The 18490-nt window shown below is 60.0% G+C and carries 18 protein-coding genes; 3 read left to right on the top strand and 15 right to left on the bottom strand.

Features of this window, described 5'->3' with window-relative positions:
• Nucleotides 1-2 precede the first annotated feature (2 nt).
• The 14 genes from dprA to rimM all read right to left on the bottom strand — a co-directional run bounded on the left by dprA (nt 3) and on the right by rimM (nt 13888).
• The gene (gene dprA / locus ACLI1Q_RS07910; RefSeq protein WP_239275479.1) at nt 3-1184 is read right to left on the bottom strand and encodes a DNA-processing protein DprA; all 1182 of its coding nucleotides are present in this window, start codon (nt 1182-1184) and stop codon (nt 3-5) included.
• Nucleotides 1181-2746 (bottom strand): YifB family Mg chelatase-like AAA ATPase, encoded by a 1566-nt coding sequence (locus ACLI1Q_RS07915; protein ID WP_239269475.1) that lies wholly within the window; start codon nt 2744-2746, stop codon nt 1181-1183. Before ACLI1Q_RS07915 ends, dprA begins: the two co-directional genes overlap by 4 nt.
• Nucleotides 2733-3131, bottom strand: coding sequence for a YraN family protein (locus ACLI1Q_RS07920; RefSeq protein ID WP_239269474.1), 399 nt, complete (start codon nt 3129-3131; stop codon nt 2733-2735). Before ACLI1Q_RS07920 ends, ACLI1Q_RS07915 begins: the two co-directional genes overlap by 14 nt.
• Before the next feature lie 182 nt (nt 3132-3313).
• Nucleotides 3314-3619: a DUF2469 domain-containing protein gene (locus ACLI1Q_RS07925; RefSeq protein ID WP_005278666.1), complete on the bottom strand. Its 306-nt coding sequence runs from the start codon at nt 3617-3619 to the stop codon at nt 3314-3316.
• Between the two features lie 62 nt (nt 3620-3681).
• The gene (locus tag ACLI1Q_RS07930; RefSeq protein WP_239269542.1) at nt 3682-4332 is read right to left on the bottom strand and encodes a ribonuclease HII; all 651 of its coding nucleotides are present in this window, start codon (nt 4330-4332) and stop codon (nt 3682-3684) included.
• On the bottom strand, nt 4310-5047 hold the full coding sequence (gene lepB, locus ACLI1Q_RS07935) for a signal peptidase I (RefSeq protein ID WP_239269473.1): 738 nt from the start codon (nt 5045-5047) through the stop codon (nt 4310-4312). Before lepB (ACLI1Q_RS07935) ends, ACLI1Q_RS07930 begins: the two co-directional genes overlap by 23 nt.
• A complete protein-coding gene (gene lepB, locus ACLI1Q_RS07940) occupies nt 5025-5720 on the bottom strand; it encodes a signal peptidase I (RefSeq protein WP_239269541.1) in 696 nt (231 codons plus the stop codon). The genes lepB (ACLI1Q_RS07935) and lepB (ACLI1Q_RS07940) overlap by 23 nt, the downstream gene beginning before the upstream one ends.
• A 245-nt stretch (nt 5721-5965) precedes the next feature.
• Nucleotides 5966-6310 carry a 50S ribosomal protein L19 gene (rplS, locus tag ACLI1Q_RS07945; RefSeq protein WP_005278655.1) on the bottom strand — a complete coding sequence of 115 codons (345 nt, stop codon included), beginning with the start codon at nt 6308-6310 and terminating at the stop codon, nt 5966-5968.
• Between the two features lie 174 nt (nt 6311-6484).
• Nucleotides 6485-8692, bottom strand: a complete 2208-nt coding sequence (locus tag ACLI1Q_RS07950; protein ID WP_239275475.1) for a YhgE/Pip family protein — start codon at nt 8690-8692, stop codon at nt 6485-6487.
• Nucleotides 8693-8952: 260 nt separating this feature from the next.
• Nucleotides 8953-11277, bottom strand: coding sequence for a Tex family protein (locus tag ACLI1Q_RS07955; protein WP_411696949.1), 2325 nt, complete (start codon nt 11275-11277; stop codon nt 8953-8955).
• A 158-nt stretch (nt 11278-11435) separates the two neighbouring features.
• Nucleotides 11436-12026, bottom strand: a complete 591-nt coding sequence (locus ACLI1Q_RS07960) for a hypothetical protein (RefSeq protein ID WP_239269470.1) — start codon at nt 12024-12026, stop codon at nt 11436-11438.
• Between the two features lie 97 nt (nt 12027-12123).
• Complete coding sequence (locus ACLI1Q_RS07965; protein ID WP_239269469.1) at nt 12124-12498, bottom strand: hypothetical protein; 375 nt, start codon at nt 12496-12498, stop codon at nt 12124-12126.
• 5 nt (nt 12499-12503) lie between these two features.
• Nucleotides 12504-13394 carry a tRNA (guanosine(37)-N1)-methyltransferase TrmD gene (trmD, locus tag ACLI1Q_RS07970; RefSeq protein WP_239269468.1) on the bottom strand — a complete coding sequence of 297 codons (891 nt, stop codon included), beginning with the start codon at nt 13392-13394 and terminating at the stop codon, nt 12504-12506.
• Nucleotides 13391-13888, bottom strand: coding sequence for a ribosome maturation factor RimM (gene rimM / locus ACLI1Q_RS07975; protein ID WP_239269467.1), 498 nt, complete (start codon nt 13886-13888; stop codon nt 13391-13393). The genes trmD and rimM overlap by 4 nt, the downstream gene beginning before the upstream one ends.
• A gap of 86 nt (nt 13889-13974) precedes the next feature.
• On the opposite strand from rimM, the gene ACLI1Q_RS07980 reads away from it, so the two are divergent.
• Complete coding sequence (locus ACLI1Q_RS07980) at nt 13975-14400, top strand: cupin domain-containing protein (protein ID WP_239269466.1); 426 nt, start codon at nt 13975-13977, stop codon at nt 14398-14400.
• Between the two features lie 27 nt (nt 14401-14427).
• A complete protein-coding gene (locus ACLI1Q_RS07985) occupies nt 14428-15132 on the top strand; it encodes a TetR/AcrR family transcriptional regulator (protein WP_239269465.1) in 705 nt (234 codons plus the stop codon).
• A 165-nt stretch (nt 15133-15297) separates the two neighbouring features.
• On the opposite strand, the gene rpsP is transcribed toward ACLI1Q_RS07985, so the two are convergent.
• Nucleotides 15298-15798 (bottom strand): 30S ribosomal protein S16, encoded by a 501-nt coding sequence (gene rpsP / locus ACLI1Q_RS07990; protein ID WP_005283672.1) that lies wholly within the window; start codon nt 15796-15798, stop codon nt 15298-15300.
• 356 nt (nt 15799-16154) lie between these two features.
• On the opposite strand from rpsP, the gene ACLI1Q_RS07995 reads away from it, so the two are divergent.
• The gene (locus ACLI1Q_RS07995; protein ID WP_239269464.1) at nt 16155-18422 is read left to right on the top strand and encodes an acyltransferase family protein; all 2268 of its coding nucleotides are present in this window, start codon (nt 16155-16157) and stop codon (nt 18420-18422) included.
• Nucleotides 18423-18490: the final 68 nt, after the last annotated feature.

Genomic DNA, 18490 nt, shown 5'->3' on the forward strand with positions numbered 1-18490 from the left:
TTTCAGCCCATCTCTAAGCGAACCCAGTTATTTCCCTCCCGCACGATCACACACATTTTCTCTAAGGCAAGCAATAAGTGGACGGTGAGGGGCAGGCGGAATCCCGCGTCCCGCGCAATATCTTCAGCAGTAGCCGGAGGGCTTCCTGGCGGCGGGGTCGCATCAAAGACTCGCAGCTCATTCCGCGATAATCGCTGCGTTAAAGACGCCGCAAAATTCATTTCATACTGCGCCTCCGGATCAACCGTCCCGGCGCGGCCCACCAGGGCGCGGACTTCGTCGGCGCTGGCGACCAACTGGGCTCGTCCATCCTGGATGCGCTGGTGGCACCCGAGCGAACCGCTCGTCGTAATTGGTCCCGGCACGGCCATGGCAACGCGCCCCAAGGCTTCTGCCCAGTTGAGGGTATTAAGCGCGCCCGAGCGATATGCCGCTTCCATGACCACGATTCCTTGGCTTAGCGCAGCAACAAGGCGGTTGCGAATGAGGAAGCGATGCCGCTTGGGTGCAGTCTCTGGAGCGAATTCGGAGACGATGCAGCCATTATCGGCTATCTGATCAAAGAGTCCACCGTTGCGGGCTGGATAATTCTTATCGATTCCGCACGCGGCGACCGCGACAGTGCGCCCCGCATTGTGCAAGGCGGTCTCATGCGCCACGGTATCTACCCCCAAAGCCCCGCCGGAGACGATAGTCCACTGATGATTCACTAGGCCTGAGACCACGCTTTGGGTTGCCTGCCACCCGTAGCGCGAAATGGCGCGCGTGCCTACGATTCCAACGGCCTGCCCTACCTCGGGTTTAAGCGCTGAGCCGCGTACCCACAAGCTATGTGGCGGCACCGCTTGCTCATCGAATGTGGCCGGCGCATCCGCGCCATTCTGGTAGAAGCCAAAGGCAGAAGAAAACGCCTCGGCTGGCCACTCGGGGCTATCGGCAGTGATCAATCGCGCCCCCACGCGCTCTGCGGCGGCGAGGTCTTCTTTTTGCCGCACCCAATCAAACCGCGAGGCGGTGCGGGCTAAAAGAGGACCGATCCAATCGGCTCGGTGATAAATCCCGTGGGCAATCTCTTCGGCCGAATGATGTTCCAGCAAGGCCTGCAAGGAGGCGGACGGGCCTTCCACCACGCGATTGAGATATACCCATGTGGCAAGTGGAGTCGATAAATCAAGATCGCTCATGCCGAAATCCTCCCTACCGTCTGGCTCGAACGAAGGTCGAGGGCTTGGCCCACTTCCGCAAGATCGGGTGTGGAGCTGCCGTGCAAATCCGCCAAGGTCCACGACACGCGCAGGACGCGGTCGATGCCGCGCTGCGAAATCTCGCCCTCGGCGAGGTAGGCAGACAACATGATCATGGCGGACTCGGAAGCCGGGCGGTGCCGGCGCAAATATGACGAGGGCACGGCGCCGTTGACGCGCGCGGGAATGCCGTCGGCCGCCCAGCGCACCCGGGCACGGTCGCGGGCCGCGGCGACCCGCTCGGCAATGGCAGCAGAGGATTCTTCGCCCTCCGCATTGATGGTGGCTGACTGTCCGGAGAGGGTGACCACCATGTCCAAGCGGTCGCGCAACGGCCCGGAGAGATTCGATAGATAATTAAGCCGGTCATGCGGATTGCACGTACATTTAGAGGGATCTTCGGCGGCGCACCGACAGGGGTTGGCTGCCATAATCAGTTGGAATCGCGCCGGGTAGTCAATCTCCTGCTGCGCGCGTGCCAGGCGGACATGGCCTTCTTCCAAAGGCGCGCGCATGCCGTCGAGCACTGGGGCGCTTACCTCGCTGACCTCATCGAGGAAGAGCACCCCATTATGGGCCAAGCTCACCGCGCCTGGGCGAGGATGGCCGCTTCCTCCACCAAGGAGCGCCGCGCGGGTAACCGAAGAGTGCGGGGCGATGAAGGGTGCGTGGGACACCACTTCACCGGGAGTTCCCGTCAGCGAGTGGATGGCAGTGGTTTCTACCATCTGGTCTGGGCTTAGCGCCGGAAGAATGCTGGGCAATCGCGAGGCAATCATGGATTTCCCCGAGCCCGGTGGGCCGATCATTAACAGGTGGTGCCCACCGGCGGCGGCGACTTCTGCAGCCCACTTTGCATGGTGCTGGCCGGCTATATCGCAATAGTCGAGCCGTTCCTGTGTGGGTGCCGGTGCGAGTTGGTCAGAGCAGCACTCGGCCGCGCGGGGTAGGTCGCGCTCTCCTAGCGCCCACGCAAAGGCATCAAAGAGCGTGGCTGCAACCAGCACATTCATATCGGGAACGAGGGTAGCCTCGGCAGCATTTCCTGGCGGAATGACCAGCGTAGAAATGCCCTCCTCGCGGGCAGCGAGAAGCGCTGGGATGATACCGGGTACTGCTCTAACCGTGCCGTCCAGGCCTAGTTCCCCAAGCACCAGGGTTTCTTTAAGAACCTGACTGGGTGACTGCACGGAACGCGCGTAGTCAGCGCCGTGCTGTTCTACGTGGGCGGCGAGAATCGCAAGCGCCATAGGCAGGTCAAAATGGGATCCTGATTTTGGGAGCGAGGCCGGCGACATGGACACGATCACCTTGGTTTTCGGCCATGGCAGGCGGGAATTCGCGGCGGCGGTCTTGATGCGGTCGCGGGATTCAGATATCGCGGTATCCGCATGCCCCACCACATGGATTCCGGGCAGGCCGTGCCCTACGTTGGCTTCGACGTTGATGACGCGGGCGAGCACGCCGTGCAGGGAGACTGCTAAGCATTTACCGAGAGCCATCGTCGACCCCCGTAAAGTGCTCTAGTTCAAAACCCTCGCCTTTGACCACGAGGGCTATGACATCGAAGCGCACGGTGGCCAGTGGCTTGCCGTCTAGCCACTGGACGGCGGCCCTGCGCATGCGGGCAAGCTTGTGTGGAGTCACGGCCTCGGCTGTGCCATAGCTCGCGGTAGAGCGGGTTTTTACCTCTACGAAGACGATCGTGCCATCGGGCTCGCGGGCAATAAGGTCGATTTCTCCCACTCGGTAGGAGACGTTGGCGGCGATGATATCGGAGCCACGCTCGCGGAGGTAGCGCGCGGCGAATGATTCTCCCCGCTTGCCCAGTTCTTGCCTGTGCCGAGGGTGCTTCGTAGCGAGGTGATTATCGGATGCAAATTGCATGTGCGGCGTCCTTTTCTTTCGTGCTGTTTGTGCTGCACGCACAGAACATCGCAGGATGCGGGCCGGCTGCAAGCCCGAAAACCAGAAAACCGCCGCGGATGTGAATAACTTCGGCATCACGAAGAGTTATCCACAGCTGCGGCGGGATGAAGCGGGCGCCGAGTTGACAGGCGCCCAGTTCCCTAGTCCGGCATGATGAAATCCGGCTTATCCAGTTCCTCGATATTGACGTCCTTGTAGGTAATGACGCGGACGTAGCGCACGAATCGGGCGGAACGGTACATATCCCATACCCAGGCATCGGACATGCGCACCTCGTAGTACACATCGGGCCCGGCGGTATGGGGAATCAGTTCTACGGCATTGGCCAGGTAGAATCGTCGTTCGGTTTCTACGACATAAGAAAACTGGCTGACGACATCGCGATATTCGCGGTAAAGGGACAGCTCTACCTCTGCCTCGTAGTTTTCGAGTTCCTCTGCACTCACTGTGGACCTCCAAAATATGGGATAGCTCGCCCTAGCTTAGCGCGCAGAAACCACAATTTTCGCTAGGCACGCGCAGTGAAGTGGGCATGCGCGCGCTGCACATTGCTGTAGCTCATGCGGTGTTCTGGACTCGCCCCCAAGGCGGCAATCGCGGCCTCGTGTGCCTTGGTTCCATAGCCCTTATGCCCAGCCAATCCATAACCTGGAAAGCGCTCGTCTAGATCCCGCATGAGGCGATCTCGGCTTACCTTGGCCAGCACGCTCGCCGCCGCGATGCACCGCGCCGCCGCGTCCCCACCGATGATGGGCAGGTGGGGTTGGGTGAGGCCGGGGATAAAGAGGGCATCGGAAAGCACATAGCCTGGGCGCTGTTCCAGGCGCGCTATCGCCCGGCGCATGCCTGAGGTATTGGCGTGCTGGATGCCGCGCTTGTCGATGTCCCCCGCACCAATATGCACCACAGACCAGTCTACAGCCTTGTCTTTGATGATGGGGAAGAGCTTTTCGCGCTGGCGAGGCGTGAGCTTTTTGGAATCAGTTAAGGTATCCAATTCGCTCACGATGCGCTCGGGCAGGATGCAGGCGGCGACGGTGACGGGGCCGCAGCACGCACCGCGGCCGGCCTCATCCACCCCGGCGACGGGGCCGAGCCCCGCCCGGGCCAACGCCACTTCAAAGGTGCGCTGCTGTTTAAGCCGCCGCATCCTGGATATCCGGATCGTCGATGCCGCCAAAGCGCGATACGGGCAGGATCACGGCTTCTACCTTGCCGCGCACGTTGTCCACCGGTACGGTGCCTTGCAGGTGATCGCCTATGTGCGCGCGAGAGTCCAGGGAATTGGTGCGGTTATCCCCCATGACCCACATATTGCCTTCTGGGACGGTCACGGGGCCAAAGTACTGGCCACCGCAAGCCTGCGAGCCGGAGCTGGGATCGACCGGGATCTCGGGCGGATCCAACGTGAAGCTCTGGTCTATCGGTGCACCATCCACCATCACCGCGGAATCGCCCTCCTCGCACTTGACCGTCTGACCCTCGGTAGCGATAACGCGCTTGACTAGGATATTTTCCCCATTGGGCAAAAGCCCCACCGACGCCAAGGCGTTTTGGGCGCCGCGCACAAGCACGTTATCGGAGCGCTGCACCTCAAATTCCGTATTCCAGGACTCAGGTCCTTCAAATACCACGACATCGCCCGGGTCCGGGTCGTGGAAGTAATAGCTCATCTTCTGCACCGCGATGCGGTCATTATCGCAGCCGGTACAACCATGCAGCGTGGGTTCCATCGACGCGGAGGGGATGACATACATCCGGCCGACGAATGCCTGCAATAAAACTAGGAGCACGAAGCCGCCTATGACCGGCGCAAGGAAATCGCGCGTGCGCAGGCGCTGTTGCTGTGGTTTAGCTTTGGATGTCTGGGTCATCGACCCCACCAATGCGGTTGAACGGCCAGAATACGAACTGCACCTTTCCGCGCACGTTATCTACGGGGATCGTGCCGTGGAAGTTATCGCCCATGTGGTAGCGCGAATCGGCAGACGCGGTGCGGTTATCCCCCATGACCCAGATATTATCCTCAGGCACCTTCACTGGGCCGAAATACGGGCCACCGCAGGCTTCCGATCCGGTCGATTCATCCACTGGGTAGGTCGGCGGATCCTGCACGTAGTCCTGCTTGATGGGCTTGCCATCCACCATGACGGCGGGATCGCCCTCTTGGCAGGACACCGTCTGTCCGCCGGTGGCGATAACGCGCTTGACCAGGGTATTTTCATCTGGTGGCGCCAAGGAGATAAAGCTCAGCGCATCCTGAATGCCGTGAATGACGGCATTGGATGAGCGCGGGGAGACGTAACTCCCGTTCCAGTCGTCGGTGCCCTTAAAGACCACGACATCGCCTGGCTCTGGGCCCTTATCGCCGTAGTAAGAGACCTTTTCTGTAAAGATGCGGTCATTCGTGCATCCCTCACAGCCATGCAGCGTCGGCTCCATGGATCCTGAGGGAATCACGTATTGGCGGCCGATGAAGTTTTGGAATAGCCCCACGACCACCAGCACGGAGACGACGACCACGAGAGTCTCCAGCCACCACGGCATTTGTTTTTTCTCCGTGGTTGATTCCTCCGCGGCCGCTTCTTTGCCCTGCGAGATGCTTTCGTTATTCACCCGTCAGATCCTAGCAACTGCGTGCCCGCGATCCGGATTGGCTCCCGTGACTGCGGGGCGATTCACAGGAAATCGAAATGATTCGAGGAGTGCACAATAAAAATCTCCCTTCCTTTCCGGCACTGTGTATGCAGGAAAGGAAGGGAGATAGGCGCTGCCCAGGGCGGGCGTTAGAACTAGCGACGCTCCTTGATGCGAGCCTTCTTGCCGCGCAGATCGCGCAGGTAGTACAGCTTCGCACGGCGAACGCGGCCGCGGCGGGAGACCTTGATGGACTCGAGGTTCGGGGAGTGAACCGGGAAGGTACGCTCTACGCCGATACCGAAGGAAACCTTACGCACGGTGAAGGTCTCGCGGATACCGGAGCCCTGGCGGCGGATGCAGATGCCCTTGAAGAGCTGTGCACGCTCGTTGTTACCCTCAATAACCTTGACGTTGACGTCGAGTGTATCGCCGGGGCGGAAGGACGGGATGTCGTCGCGCAGCTGTGCTGCATCGACCTTGTCGATAATGTTGGTCATACCAATATTCCTTTTCAGTTTGGGACAGAGGACCCTGGCGGCCGGAGGCCTGACCGGTTCGTGCCCGTTACATAGAACGATGGATTATCTTTCCATAGGAACCGGCCAATTCCAAATTCCTCTACTTCGCGGATTTACTACCCTACCTGGGGCGAGCCGGGCGCGCAGCACGCCTTAGGCAGGCATGGGCGAGCGGAGGATGGAGTGGTGCTCATCGAGGATCTTTGCCGTGCCCAGGTGCCGCGCCCGGAAGACCAAGTACGACGCCACCACGGCACCCACCGTGATGCTAAAGAGGATAATGATGCTGCTCCAGAAGGTGCCATCATGAATGCCGTCGGTGGCGCGGGTGAACGCGTCCTTGGCGTAGGACATCGGGTGGAAAGGGTGCAGCAGGCTGAGCGCGCGCGGAATCGCCAGGACCGGCCAGACCCCGCCAAAGACCATCCCGCCCAGGGCGAACGCGCCGGCGGCAAAGATCGAACCGATCTTGCGCCCGAAGGTAATCAGGAAGAACTGGTAGGTCGCCGCACCCACGGCGGAAATCGCGGCGAGTACGAGCGCAATCATGGACCAGCTTGCCGGCTGCCACCCCAAGGTGGAAGACATCAGGGCCATAAACGCCAGTATGACGAAGTTCAGGCCGGTCAGCGCGGCAAAGGCGTCGAATACGCTGCGGGCCGGGCTGGTGACGCGGGCTCCCCGGCGCGCCATGTAGTACGGCAGCGTCATCGCCAAGAGCAGCATGACGAGGAAGCCAAATACGAGCACGAAGAGCATGGAGGCGCCGCCGGTAATATTCTTTTCGGTCGGGTCCGCTGGGTTGACCACCGTCTGCACGGGGTGGACATTGGATGCGGTGAAGTTAATGGGTACTGCGATATTTTGCGCGGAATCCTCTGGGCGGGAAATGGTAGGTGCCTTGGCGGCGCCTTCGGCAAGCTTCGTGGATAGCTCGCCGGAGCCTTCCTGGAGGCGGTCCAAGCCGCCCTTGAGCTCGGCTCCGCCTTCAGCCAGGCGGCCGGTGCCCTCCTTGAGCGCGCCCGTGCCATCGTGGAGACGAGAGGCGCCATCCTGCAGGCGGGTCGCACCGTCCTGCAGCTGCGAGGTACCGTCACTGAGCTTGCCAACTCCGCCGCGCAGCTCCTTGATGCCATCGGATAGGCGGTGCGCACCGCCGTTCAGTGAGGTCAGCCCGCCGAGGTATTCCGACTGCGGGTCGGACAGGTTGTAGTGCAGCTGCCCGGTGCCTGCGGAAAGCTTCTCCAGCTGCCCCACCATATTTCCACTAGAGGCGGGATCGAGCCTGGATACCAACGAGTAGAGCTGATCCGCTTGCTGGGTCATGCCGAGCCCGCGCAGGATGTCTACCAGCTGGGTAAGGCCAGGAACCACGGCTTGGGCTTGCTTCAGCACGGGGATGAGCATGCCGGTGAGCTGATTGACCCCGGCGTCGATCTGGCCTGCACCATCGGCAAGGCGGCCGGTACCGGCAAGGAGCTTGTCGGAGCCATCGGCAAGCCGGGAGGCGCCGTCATCGAGGCGCGCTGCGCCATCACTAAGCTTGCCCGCACCATCATTCAACCGCACGACGCCGTCATTGAGCCGCGTCGTTCCGTTGAGGAGCTCGGCCGTGCCGTTATTGAGCGTGCCCGCACCGTTGTCGAGCTTGTTGATGCCCTCAACCGCGCGCCCGCCGCCCTCTTGCAGCTTTCCAGCGCCCTCATCAAGGCGCCCCGCGCCGTCCGCGGCATTGCCCAGGCCGTCGCTCAACTTAGTAAGTCCCTCAATAACCTGGTCGGCGTACTTTTTGGAAATGGCGTTTTCCACGCTCGTTTGCACCTGCGGAATGAGGCTGGAGGAAATCACCGAGCCATTCGTGCCGTAATAGTCATTCGTAGCGAAGTTGATCTCCGGTTTTTCGGGCTTATCGCTGATGATGGTCACGGCCTGCTCGGAAAAGTTCTTCGGAATCGTCACGACCATCAAGTACTTGCCCTTGACCAAGCCCTCTTCGCCGTCGTCCTTGTTGACCTCAGAGAATTTGAGGTAGTCAGTCTCTAGCAAGCCCTCGACCACCTGGTCGCCATAGTTGGTGTGCTTGCCCTGCTTGTCCACGCCCGCGTCTTCATTGACCACTGCGAGGTCAATATTGCGCATGTACTTGGATGGATCCCACATGGCCCACATCATGGTTCCGGCCACGATGATGGGCGCAACGAGGAAGAATACGATAAGCACCCGCGACAAAGCGCTGCGCGGGCGCCAATCCAGAAGGCGGTGCCAGCCCAGCACTCCCCGACCCTTGTTCCCCTCGCCGCTTATCGAAGGCATCGCTGCGGTGTCCTCGGCACCGTGACCGCTATCGGCCGCACGACTCATAGTTGTCTCCTTATGGCAGTAGTTCGACGCCCCGTTGTCTCATCCACCCAGGAGTGCCTCGCTAAAGCGGGGAGAAGCAGGACGCCATTTACTTAGTTTTGCCAACCTTACCATTATTGAACGGGAGAGGCCGCATCGGCTGCGATGTCGCGGGAAAATTTCTTCTGCGCGTGCGCGGTTGGCGGGACGAATGCCCCGCCCCCACCACCGCAGCAGGCAGCGGCCCTCCACCGCGCGGCTGATGGGGCCGATGTCGGTAGCTAGAAGCCTGCCTTCTTCAGGGCATCCGCCATGGTCCCCTTGGCTGCCGGGCGCCCGCGGGAGCCACCGCGGTCGGAGTTGCGTCCGCCCTTCTTCCCCGCTGCGCGCGAAGGCTTTTGACCGCCACGCTTGCCAGATCCGCGCTGTGAGTCACCGCCGCGGCGCTTCGGCGCGGGCTGGCCTGGCTCATCATCCAGCCGCAGCGTTAGGCCGATGCGCTGGCGATCGACGTCAACCTCCATCACCTTGACTTTGACCACCTGGCCGGAGCGCACGACCTCGTGCGGATCGGAGACAAATTGATGGCTCATCGCAGAGACATGGACGAGGCCGTCCTGATGCACGCCGACATCCACAAACGCGCCAAAAGCCGCCACGTTGGAGACCGTGCCCTCCAACACCATGCCTGGGGTGAGGTCAGAGACCTTATGCACGCCTTCTTTAAAGGTGGCGGTCTTAAACTCAGGGCGCGGATCGCGGCCGGGTTTATCCAGCTCGGCGATGATATCGCTCACGGTTGGGATGCCGAAGGTCTCGTCTGCGAAATCGGCGGGATCCAGCTTGTCCAGCACCCGGGCATTGCCAATGAGCTCGCCGATGCCCAGCCCCGTCTGCTCCGCGATCCGCGTCACGATGGGATAGGCCTCGGGGTGAACCGCGGACGCATCGAGCGGGTCCGCTCCCCTATTAATGCGCAGGAAGCCGGCGGACTGTTCAAAGGCCTTCGGTCCCAGGCGCGGCACCTTCTTCAGTTCCTTGCGGGTGGCAAAAGAGCCATTGTCATTGCGGTAGGCCACGATATTGGCGGCGATGGTGGGGTTTACGCCCGCCACGCGCTCCAAGAGCGGCGCCGAGGCTGTATTGAGGTCAACGCCAACGCCATTGACGGCGCTTTCCACCACGCCGTCCAGCGTCCGCGCCAGCGACGTCTGGTTCACATCGTGCTGATACTGGCCCACACCGATGGCCTTCGGATCGATTTTCACTAGCTCTGCCAGCGGATCCTGGAGGCGCCGGGCGATGGAGACCGCCCCGCGCAGCGAGACGTCCATATCGGGAAATTCCTCCGCCGCCAGCTGCGATGCGGAGTAGACCGATGCTCCGGATTCGGAGACAACGACGGGCGTCGGACGCTGGCTGCCAGCCTGCTTGAGCAGGTCAGCAATCTCGTGCGCAAGCTTTTCCGTTTCCCTGGAGGCAGTGCCATTGCCGATGGCCATGAGGTCGACCGAGTGCCGTGCGCACAGCGTGGACAGGACCTGCACCGCCTGCGACCACTGGTTTTGGGGCTGGTGGGGATAAACGATGGTCGTATCGAGCACCTTGCCCGTTTTATCCACCACGGCGCACTTGGTGCCGTTGCGGTAGCCCGGATCGAGGCCGATGGTCGCGCGCTGGCCCGCGGGGGCGGCGAGCAGCACGTCGCGCAGGTTCGTGGCAAAGACCTTGAGCGCGCCTTCTTCTGCCACTTCTTTCAAGCGCATGCGCACATCCAGGCTGGAGGAAACATACAATTTGGTGCGCCATCCCCAGTGCACGGCATTATCCAGCCACGCGGAGCTGCGATCCAGATCGAAGCGATCCGCAATGAGGTCCTCGTAGTCGGCGTCATCACCGGCGTCCAGGTGCAGCTGGAGCACGCCCTCGTTCTCCCCGCGCAGTAGCGCCAGGATGCGGTGAGAGGGCAGCGAAGAAAAGGGCTCGTTGAAGTCGAAGTAATCCTTGAACTTCGCCCCCTCGGCTTCCTTTCCCTCTACCACCTGCGCTTGCATGGCACCCTGGTCAAACATGCGCTCGCGCACGCCTCCCACCAAGTCCGCATCGAGTGCGAAGCGATCGATGAGGATGAAGCGCGCCCCCTCGAGCGCCTTCTTGGTATCGGGAAAACCTTCCGTGAGATAGCTCTGCGCTAATTCCTCGGGCTGGGCCGCCGGCTGCGCGATCAGCTTGTCGGTCAAGTCTTCCAAGCCGGCGTCGCGGGCGATATCAGCCTTTGTCTTGCGGCGCTTTTTATACGGCAGATACAAATCTTCGAGCCGCGCCTTGGTATCGCAGGCAAGGATTTGGCTACGCAGGTCATCGCTAAGCTTGCCCTGCTCCTCGATGGCGGCAAGGATCGTCTCTTTGCGCTCTTCTAGCTCGCGCAGGTAGGTGGCCCGCTCTTCGATGGTGCGCAATTGCGCATCATCCAAACCACCCGTGACCTCCTTGCGGTAGCGCGCAATGAAAGGCACGGTATTTCCCTCCGCCAGGAGCTTCAGCGCCGTCGAAACCTGGGTTTCTTGAGCGCCGATCTCCGCCGCGATGGTGGCCGCAATATTCACGTAGATTCCTCACACTTCTATTTCACAGCTTGGCATGGGACCCACCCAATTTACCGCATGCCTTGTCCACTGCCCCGGTCTGCCGCCGCGGGGCACACAAAAATCCTCTCCCTCCCGCACGCTAAACGCAGGAAGAAGAGGAACGGACGTGCTCGGTTTTAGTGGATGACTACCTTGGCCCTATCGCCGCCGGAGCAGCTCACCCGCGAGGAATTACCCGAGCAGTACATCGTGTAGGTACCGCCGGTAGTCGGCGAATAGACGCTCAAGGTGGCATCCGTTCCGCCACCGGACATCCAGTTATTCATGAAGGTGTCATAGACGTTTTTGGCAAACGGATCTGACGTTTTGCTCGAGGCAGCATAATAGCTCGTGTAATCGCCCCATGAATGCCCATTGCCGCTGCTCACAGGCGCCTGTGCCGGGGCGGGCGCGGGGGCCTGCTCGGTCTTGGTTACGGTAGCTTCACTGCCCGACTTCCCGTCGTCCTTGTCCTCGACCTTTGTGGTGTCAACCTTTTGCTGGAATTGGCTTTCCTGCGCGGTGGCGCTGGAGTTATCGCCATTTCCCTTCACAAAAAAGAACGCCGCAGCGGCGATGGCTAAAAGCGCCACGACTCCCAAAATGATCGCCGCAACCATGGCTCCATTCCCGCCACGGCTCTGTTGGGGCTGAGAATACGCGGGGTACTGATTGTACTGCGGTTGTTGGTTGTATCCGCCAAAGTCATGTCCGTTGGGAGAAGTCATGCGAGAGAATCCTTGAAGAGCAAGTAAAAATGCGAGTGTGTGCTGCACTTACAGTATCACTGCCCTGCACCGATACAAGTCTTCTTAGGGCATTATCCTAATTTTCTTCGCTGGACTCTGCGCGCCATACCGGCTTGGCCGACCACGCGAATTCGGTATGGCCAATTTCCGTGCTCCCCAACCACGCGGCGGTGGGCGGCAGGCAAGTGGCAACCATGGGCGCGACGGAGGGCAGGGGTGCTGCGGTATCGCCATTGACGATGACCCGCCACAGCGGCGTCCCCTCCGCCGGGGTTTCATTGCTGAGTTCATATTCCTGGGCGAGCGGGCTATCTGCCGGCGGCGACGGGGCAACCACGGCGGCAAAGATGCTCTCCGGTACAAAGCCTGCGCTGCGCAATTTCTGTGGCATGCCTGCCTGGTATGCTTCCCATACTTCCTGGGGCATCAGCACAGAAAGATCCACGCTCACCTGCACTACTGTGCCTCTCCTTCAGATTCACGCTCGCGCACGTGCGCTAAATATGCCTTGTCCGCCTTGCTCAATTCCACGTGATCCAATAACTCGGGGCGGCGCTGCCACGTGCGCTCCAATGCTTGTTCCCTGCGCCACCGGTCCACCAGCCCATGGTTTCCAGAGGTCAGAACCTCCGGAACCGCAAGCCCGCGCCACTCCCGCGGCTTGGTATAGCTTGGACCCTCTAACAGGCCATCAGAAAAAGAATCCTCCTCATGCGAGCGCTTATTGCCCAATACCCCCGGAATAAGCCGGACGACGGCCTCTGCAATCACCAGTACCGCAACTTCCCCGCCGATGAGCACATAGTCCCCGATGGATACCTCCCGAACGCGGTAGCGCTTCTTTGCATCTTCAACCACGCGCTGGTCGATGCCCTCGTAACGCCCACAGGCAAAAACAATATGCTCCTCGGTAGACCATGCCCGGGCATCCGCCTGGGTAAAAGGCGCCCCAGCCGGGGTGGGCACCAAGAGCAGCGGGAGGCCTTCATCTTCGCTGCCGCTTTCTCGCTCGCCTTGTGCCGCCTCAGCGCCATATGCCTGGGCTTCGACGCCTTCTAGTTCATCGTGGCGCGGACGGTTTAGGTGCGGCAACGAGGACTCGAGGGTGGGAGCGGTGGTCCCAAGTGCGACATCGTCAAGCGCAGGGCCCCAAACCTCCGGCTTCATGACCATTCCTGGGCCGCCGCCAAAGGGCGAGTCATCGACCGATTTATGCGCATCCGTGGCCCACTGCCGCAGATCGTGCACGCCCACCTCAAGGCGGCCCTGCTCGATGGCTTTTCCTAAAAGAGCGTGGCGCAGCGGCTGCAGATATTCCGGGAAGATGGTCACTACATCGAGCCTCATAGGTCCAACAGCCCTTCCGGGGGTTCGATGGTGCAGGTGCCGGCTTCCACATCGACCTCTGGGACTATGGCATGGACAAAGGGCACCAAGGCGGAGCTACCCTTAGACAGCTCAACCTCTAAGAGGTCTTGGCTAGGCCCGTGCACGACGGAAGCTACAGCACCGATGTCTTCCCCGTCGCGGATAACGCGCAAGCCTTCGAGCTCATAATCATAAAAGCCCTCGTCGTCATCTTCTAATGGGGCGGCGAAAAATTGGGTACCGCGCAGACTATCCGCTTGGGTGCGATCAGCAATTTCCTTGCACGTCACCAAAAGCCGCCCCTTGTGGCTGCGCACCGCAGAGATGGTCAATTCGTGCTCCTTGCGGCCCTGCCTGCCCTGCAGTTTTTCTCCCACCGCAAAGCGCACCTCGGGCTCATCGGTGGTGGGCTCTACCACCACTTCTCCCTTGATTCCGTGCGACTTAATGACGCGCCCAATCATCAATTCCATGGCGCAGAGTTTACCGCATGCACCCCGTTGCCTTTATCTCCTGCCGCGTTCCCCACAATCCGGCCGCTAAGGATTAGGCTTGTGGCATGAACGACTCACCCAGCCCAGCTTCCGAGCCACGCGGTGCACATCAGGAGGCACCGCACTCGCCCTTGATCGACCTTGACCTCGTAGCCTTGGCGCCTGCCACCGATCCTGAACGCAAGCGCCCTGGGGTCAAGCGGGTCTTAAACGGTGAGCGCGCAAACCTCATCCTTTTTAGCTTCGCACCGGGGCAAACCTTGCCGGACCACAAAGCCGCCCACCCGATTACCGTGCAGGCCATACGCGGCGAGGTGAATTTCACCTGCGGGGAGAAAACAGTCACCCTATCCCCGGGTAGGATTGTGCATTTGCCGGCCTATAAAGTACATAGCGTTGCCGCGCCCCTACCGGAGATGGATTCGAATTCGCCCGCAGAACAGGCGGACGCGCAGCCTGCACTGATGCTTCTAACGATGCTTACAGGCTAATTGAAATACAGACTATTAGGACAGATTTTGGATACAACGCAGTCTCATAACAAGCCTTATCACCACGGAAACCTCCACGACGAGCTGCTGCGCATCGCCGTGCAATTAGGCAAAGAAAAAGGCCCCGAGGCTATCACTATCCGCGCCGTTACCCGCGCGGCAGGAGTGTCCCCTACATCTGCCTACCGGCACTTTAAGGACCAGGAAGAGCTGCACGATAAGGTGGCCGAACTCGCCACCGATGAGCTCGTGCGCCGCCTGCACCGCACCACCAATGAATCTGGTGACCTCGCCTTCCCCGATCACCTCGTGCAGATAGGTTTTGCCTACCTCGACTTTGCCTTGGATGAAACGAATTTCTTCCGCTGCATGCTGGAGTGGAAGGCGCTGCGCTTTATGCTTGGCGTAGACCCTTCGACTCCCGATGATCCAAAAAGCGAGCACCTGAATATGATTCAGCGCTACTTCGATCTCTTGGCCCGCCACGCCCAGGCCCTCGGCCAAACGCCCAATAAAGAATATTTCCTACACAATAGCTTGCTGTCGTGGTCCGCCGTCCACGGGTTTACCGTACTTGCCATTGATGGGCCCCTGTCTAAACTGCCGCGGGAGGAAATCTATAAGCTGTTTAAGCCTGTCGTCGCAGGCAGCCTGCGCGGAATGGATTTTGAAGATCCGGGCGATGTATACGCCAATTACCCCGAATTACGGCCGCGCGATGAGGAGCGTTAGGCACTAGCGCGGTGCGGCCGCGCGGCGTACACGCGGCGTTTACGCGCGCAAAATCCCCCACTCGCCATCGCTGGTAAATACCGCGATGACGGGTGGGGGATGAAGTTTATGCAGCTTATACACAGCGCCCCTTATCAATAAAGGGGCGCTGGAAACCCAAGCAGATTACTCTGCGGACTCCTCAGAAGCTTCTGCCTCAGCATCTGCTTCGCCGGCAGCAGCGGCGGCAGCCTCAGCTGCAGCGGCCTCTTCAGCTTCCTTCTTCTTCTTTGCTTCTTCCTTGGCCTTCTTCTTTTCGGTGATGGCCTCGATGGTTGGGCCGTTATTAGCCTCAGCCAATGCCTCGTTGAAGAGGTCCAGCTTGGACTTCTTCTCCTCGGCAACCTTCAAGGTGCCTTCGGCACCCGGCAGGCCCTTGTGCTTCTGCCAGTCACCGGTGACCTTCAGCAGTGCCAAGACCGGCTCGGTGGGCTGTGCACCAACGGACAGCCAGTGCTGTGCGCGCTCGGAGTCGATCTTGATGAGGGAAGGCTCTTCCTTCGGGTGGTAGATGCCGATGTTCTCGATGACCTTGCCGCTGCGGCGGGTACGAGCATCAGCGATAACTACGCGGTATTCAGCGGCGCGAATCTTACCTACGCGCTGCAGTTTAATTTTGACAGCCATGATGGCTCCTTTTCTAGTCACTGGGCAGTTCAGACACGCGCTGTTTAGCACGCCGGTTCAACCCTTGGATTTTATCTGCGCGTGACGTACCGGCCGACCGTAGACGGGAACGGTGTTACGCAGAATGAAACGTCTCATTATCATCAGCAGTTCGCACCACTGCGATAACCCGAACCATTTTAGCGTGTGCAGGCAGTATTTTAAAATCTTCGCGTCTCCCGCATTTTACGTTGCCCCGTTATGCTTTCGAGACCTTTAAAGAGTACCCTTATTAGCCGAATGTAAACCTTTGCCACAGAAGGCTTTGAAATACGCCGCGTTTGTTTTCCATGAACAAGCGCACGAAATGACGTTTTATGACAAAAGATTCTCCACGCAACTTTCGATACCGCTATGACCTCGATGGTCTGCGCGGTATCGCAATTGGCCTCGTAGTTATCTACCACGTCTTTGTCGGTCGTGTATCTGGCGGCGTGGATGTCTTCTTACTGCTTTCCGGTTATTTCTTCTTAGGCTCGCAGCTGCGCTATGCCGGAAAGTCCAACGCCTCCTTGAACCCATGGTGGCCAATCTGGCGCACGTTGCGCCGCTTGGTACCAAGCCTCGTCCTAGTCATCGGTGTGACGTATATATTGGTGCGCCTTTTCACGCCGCAGCTCATGCGCACTGAATTTACCCAGCAAATTACGGCAACCATGCTGTATTACCAGAACTGGGAGCTGGCGCGTCAAAACGCTGACTACACTGCGGCCGCCGCCGATACTTCCCCGCTGCAGCATATGTGGTCAATGTCCGTGCAGGGCCAGTTCTACCTGATGGGCATTGCCTTTGCCCTCATCCTGGCCGCGATTATGAAATGGCGTCCGCAGCATTCTTCGCTGCGGACCAGCCGCTTCCCTACGGTCAACCAAATCGCCGGCCCCATTCTCATCGTGGTGACCATCGTGTCCTTTGCCTATGCCTCGCGCCATGGGCTGCACGGAACGCCGGAAAACTATTACTCCACGTGGTCGCGTGCCTGGGAGTTGACCCTCGGTGCGGTTCTAGCCATCTACGGTTCCGCATGGAAGATTCCTGCACGTTTTTATGACCTGTTTACCGGCCTCGGCCTTTTCATGCTGGTCTTTACCGGCGCCATCATCGCAGAGACCACCGCCTACCCAGGACCGCTCTCGCTTTTGCCTTTGGGCGGTGCCGTGCTCATCATCTTGGGCGGTGGCGGCAAGATCTCCAAGGCCATGGCCTCTAAGAAGGCACGCTGGCTGGGCGATATCGCCTATCCGCTGTATCTATGGCACTGGCCGCTGCTTATTTTGTCCACCTCCTACTTGGGCCAGCAGACCCCGTCGTGGTGGCTGGGTATCATTATCATTGCCATCTCCCTGCTGCTTGCAGATATCACGCATCGCTTCATCGAACGCCCCCTGCGCCAGCACCGCAAGCGCCCCTTGGCAGAGGACCTCCCAGCCCACAAGGCAATCTCTAGTCTGTCCACCCGTGCCGGTGCCGGTCGAGCCATCGGCGGTGTCGTGGTCGCCAGCTGCGTCACGGCGCTGCTTCTCATTCAGCCGCTGTGGCTGCGCACCCTTAATATCGCCGACGCGGAAACACTTAATCCCCGGCTATATCCCGGCGCTACCACGTTCATCAATGACATCACCCCGCCGGACGGAGTAGAGATCAAACCTGATCCCGTCGTTGCTGGAGGAATCGAGCCACCGGTTGCTGCAAACTGGTGCTTCGTGCCCGATACTCAGCCCGCTGATTTCTTCTTTGAAACGCGCAGGGACGGCAAGACCCCCTGCATTTTCGGCGACACTACTGCCGAAAAGGAAGTCTATTTGGTGGGAGGATCCCACGCGGAGCAATACTCCTCTGCCCTCGACCGCCTGGGCCGAGAGATGGGTTTCAAGCTGGTTCCCCTCTTGCGCCAAGGTTGCCCCATCGAGCTTGGCGATGACGTCACGGTCAGCCCCGATTGCGCCGAGTGGGGTGAACTGGTCATGGACCGCATTGCCGAAGCCAAGCCAGAGTTGGTTATCTCCAATACCACCCGCCCGCAAAACGAGTTTGGGCATGGCCCCGATGCGGTGCCCGCCGGCTACCAAGCCTTCTGGGATGAGCTGTCCAAGCGCGATATTCCTTTCTTGGGCTTCCGCGATAACCCGTGGGGATTCGACGAGGACGGAGAGCCGCGCGAATTCGATGAGTGCTACGTTGCCAACGAGGACGCTGTGGGCTGTGGCATGCGGTTCGAGCAGGTCTACCAACCTTATGATCCAGGCGCTGTAGTCCTATCGCAGTATGAGAACATGCTGTCCCTCGATACCGCGCCGTGGTTCTGCGATACTAATGGCGATTGCCCGGTCATCATCGGCAACACCATGGTCTACCGCGATATGCACCACATCACCAATGCCTTTGCGGATTCCGCGATGCCGATGATCCGAGAAGCCCTCACCCCCTTCTTGAACGGCGAAAAGGTCCAACAAGAGGCGCCAGAAATCTCCCCTGAAGAGGCGGAGGCAGCACTAGAGGAATCGCCAGCTTCCCCCACCACCGGTGGCGCGCGGCGCGCCAACCCAGTGCCGTACCCCAATACCCCGGAAAACGATCCGGTGTAAACGCTCCCCGCGACGGCACGCACAAAGGTGGCCCATTACCTGTAAGCAATGGGCCACCTTCTATTTAT

This window comes from Corynebacterium limaceinasi (assembly GCF_046717465.1).
Lineage (GTDB): Bacteria > Actinomycetota > Actinomycetes > Mycobacteriales > Mycobacteriaceae > Corynebacterium.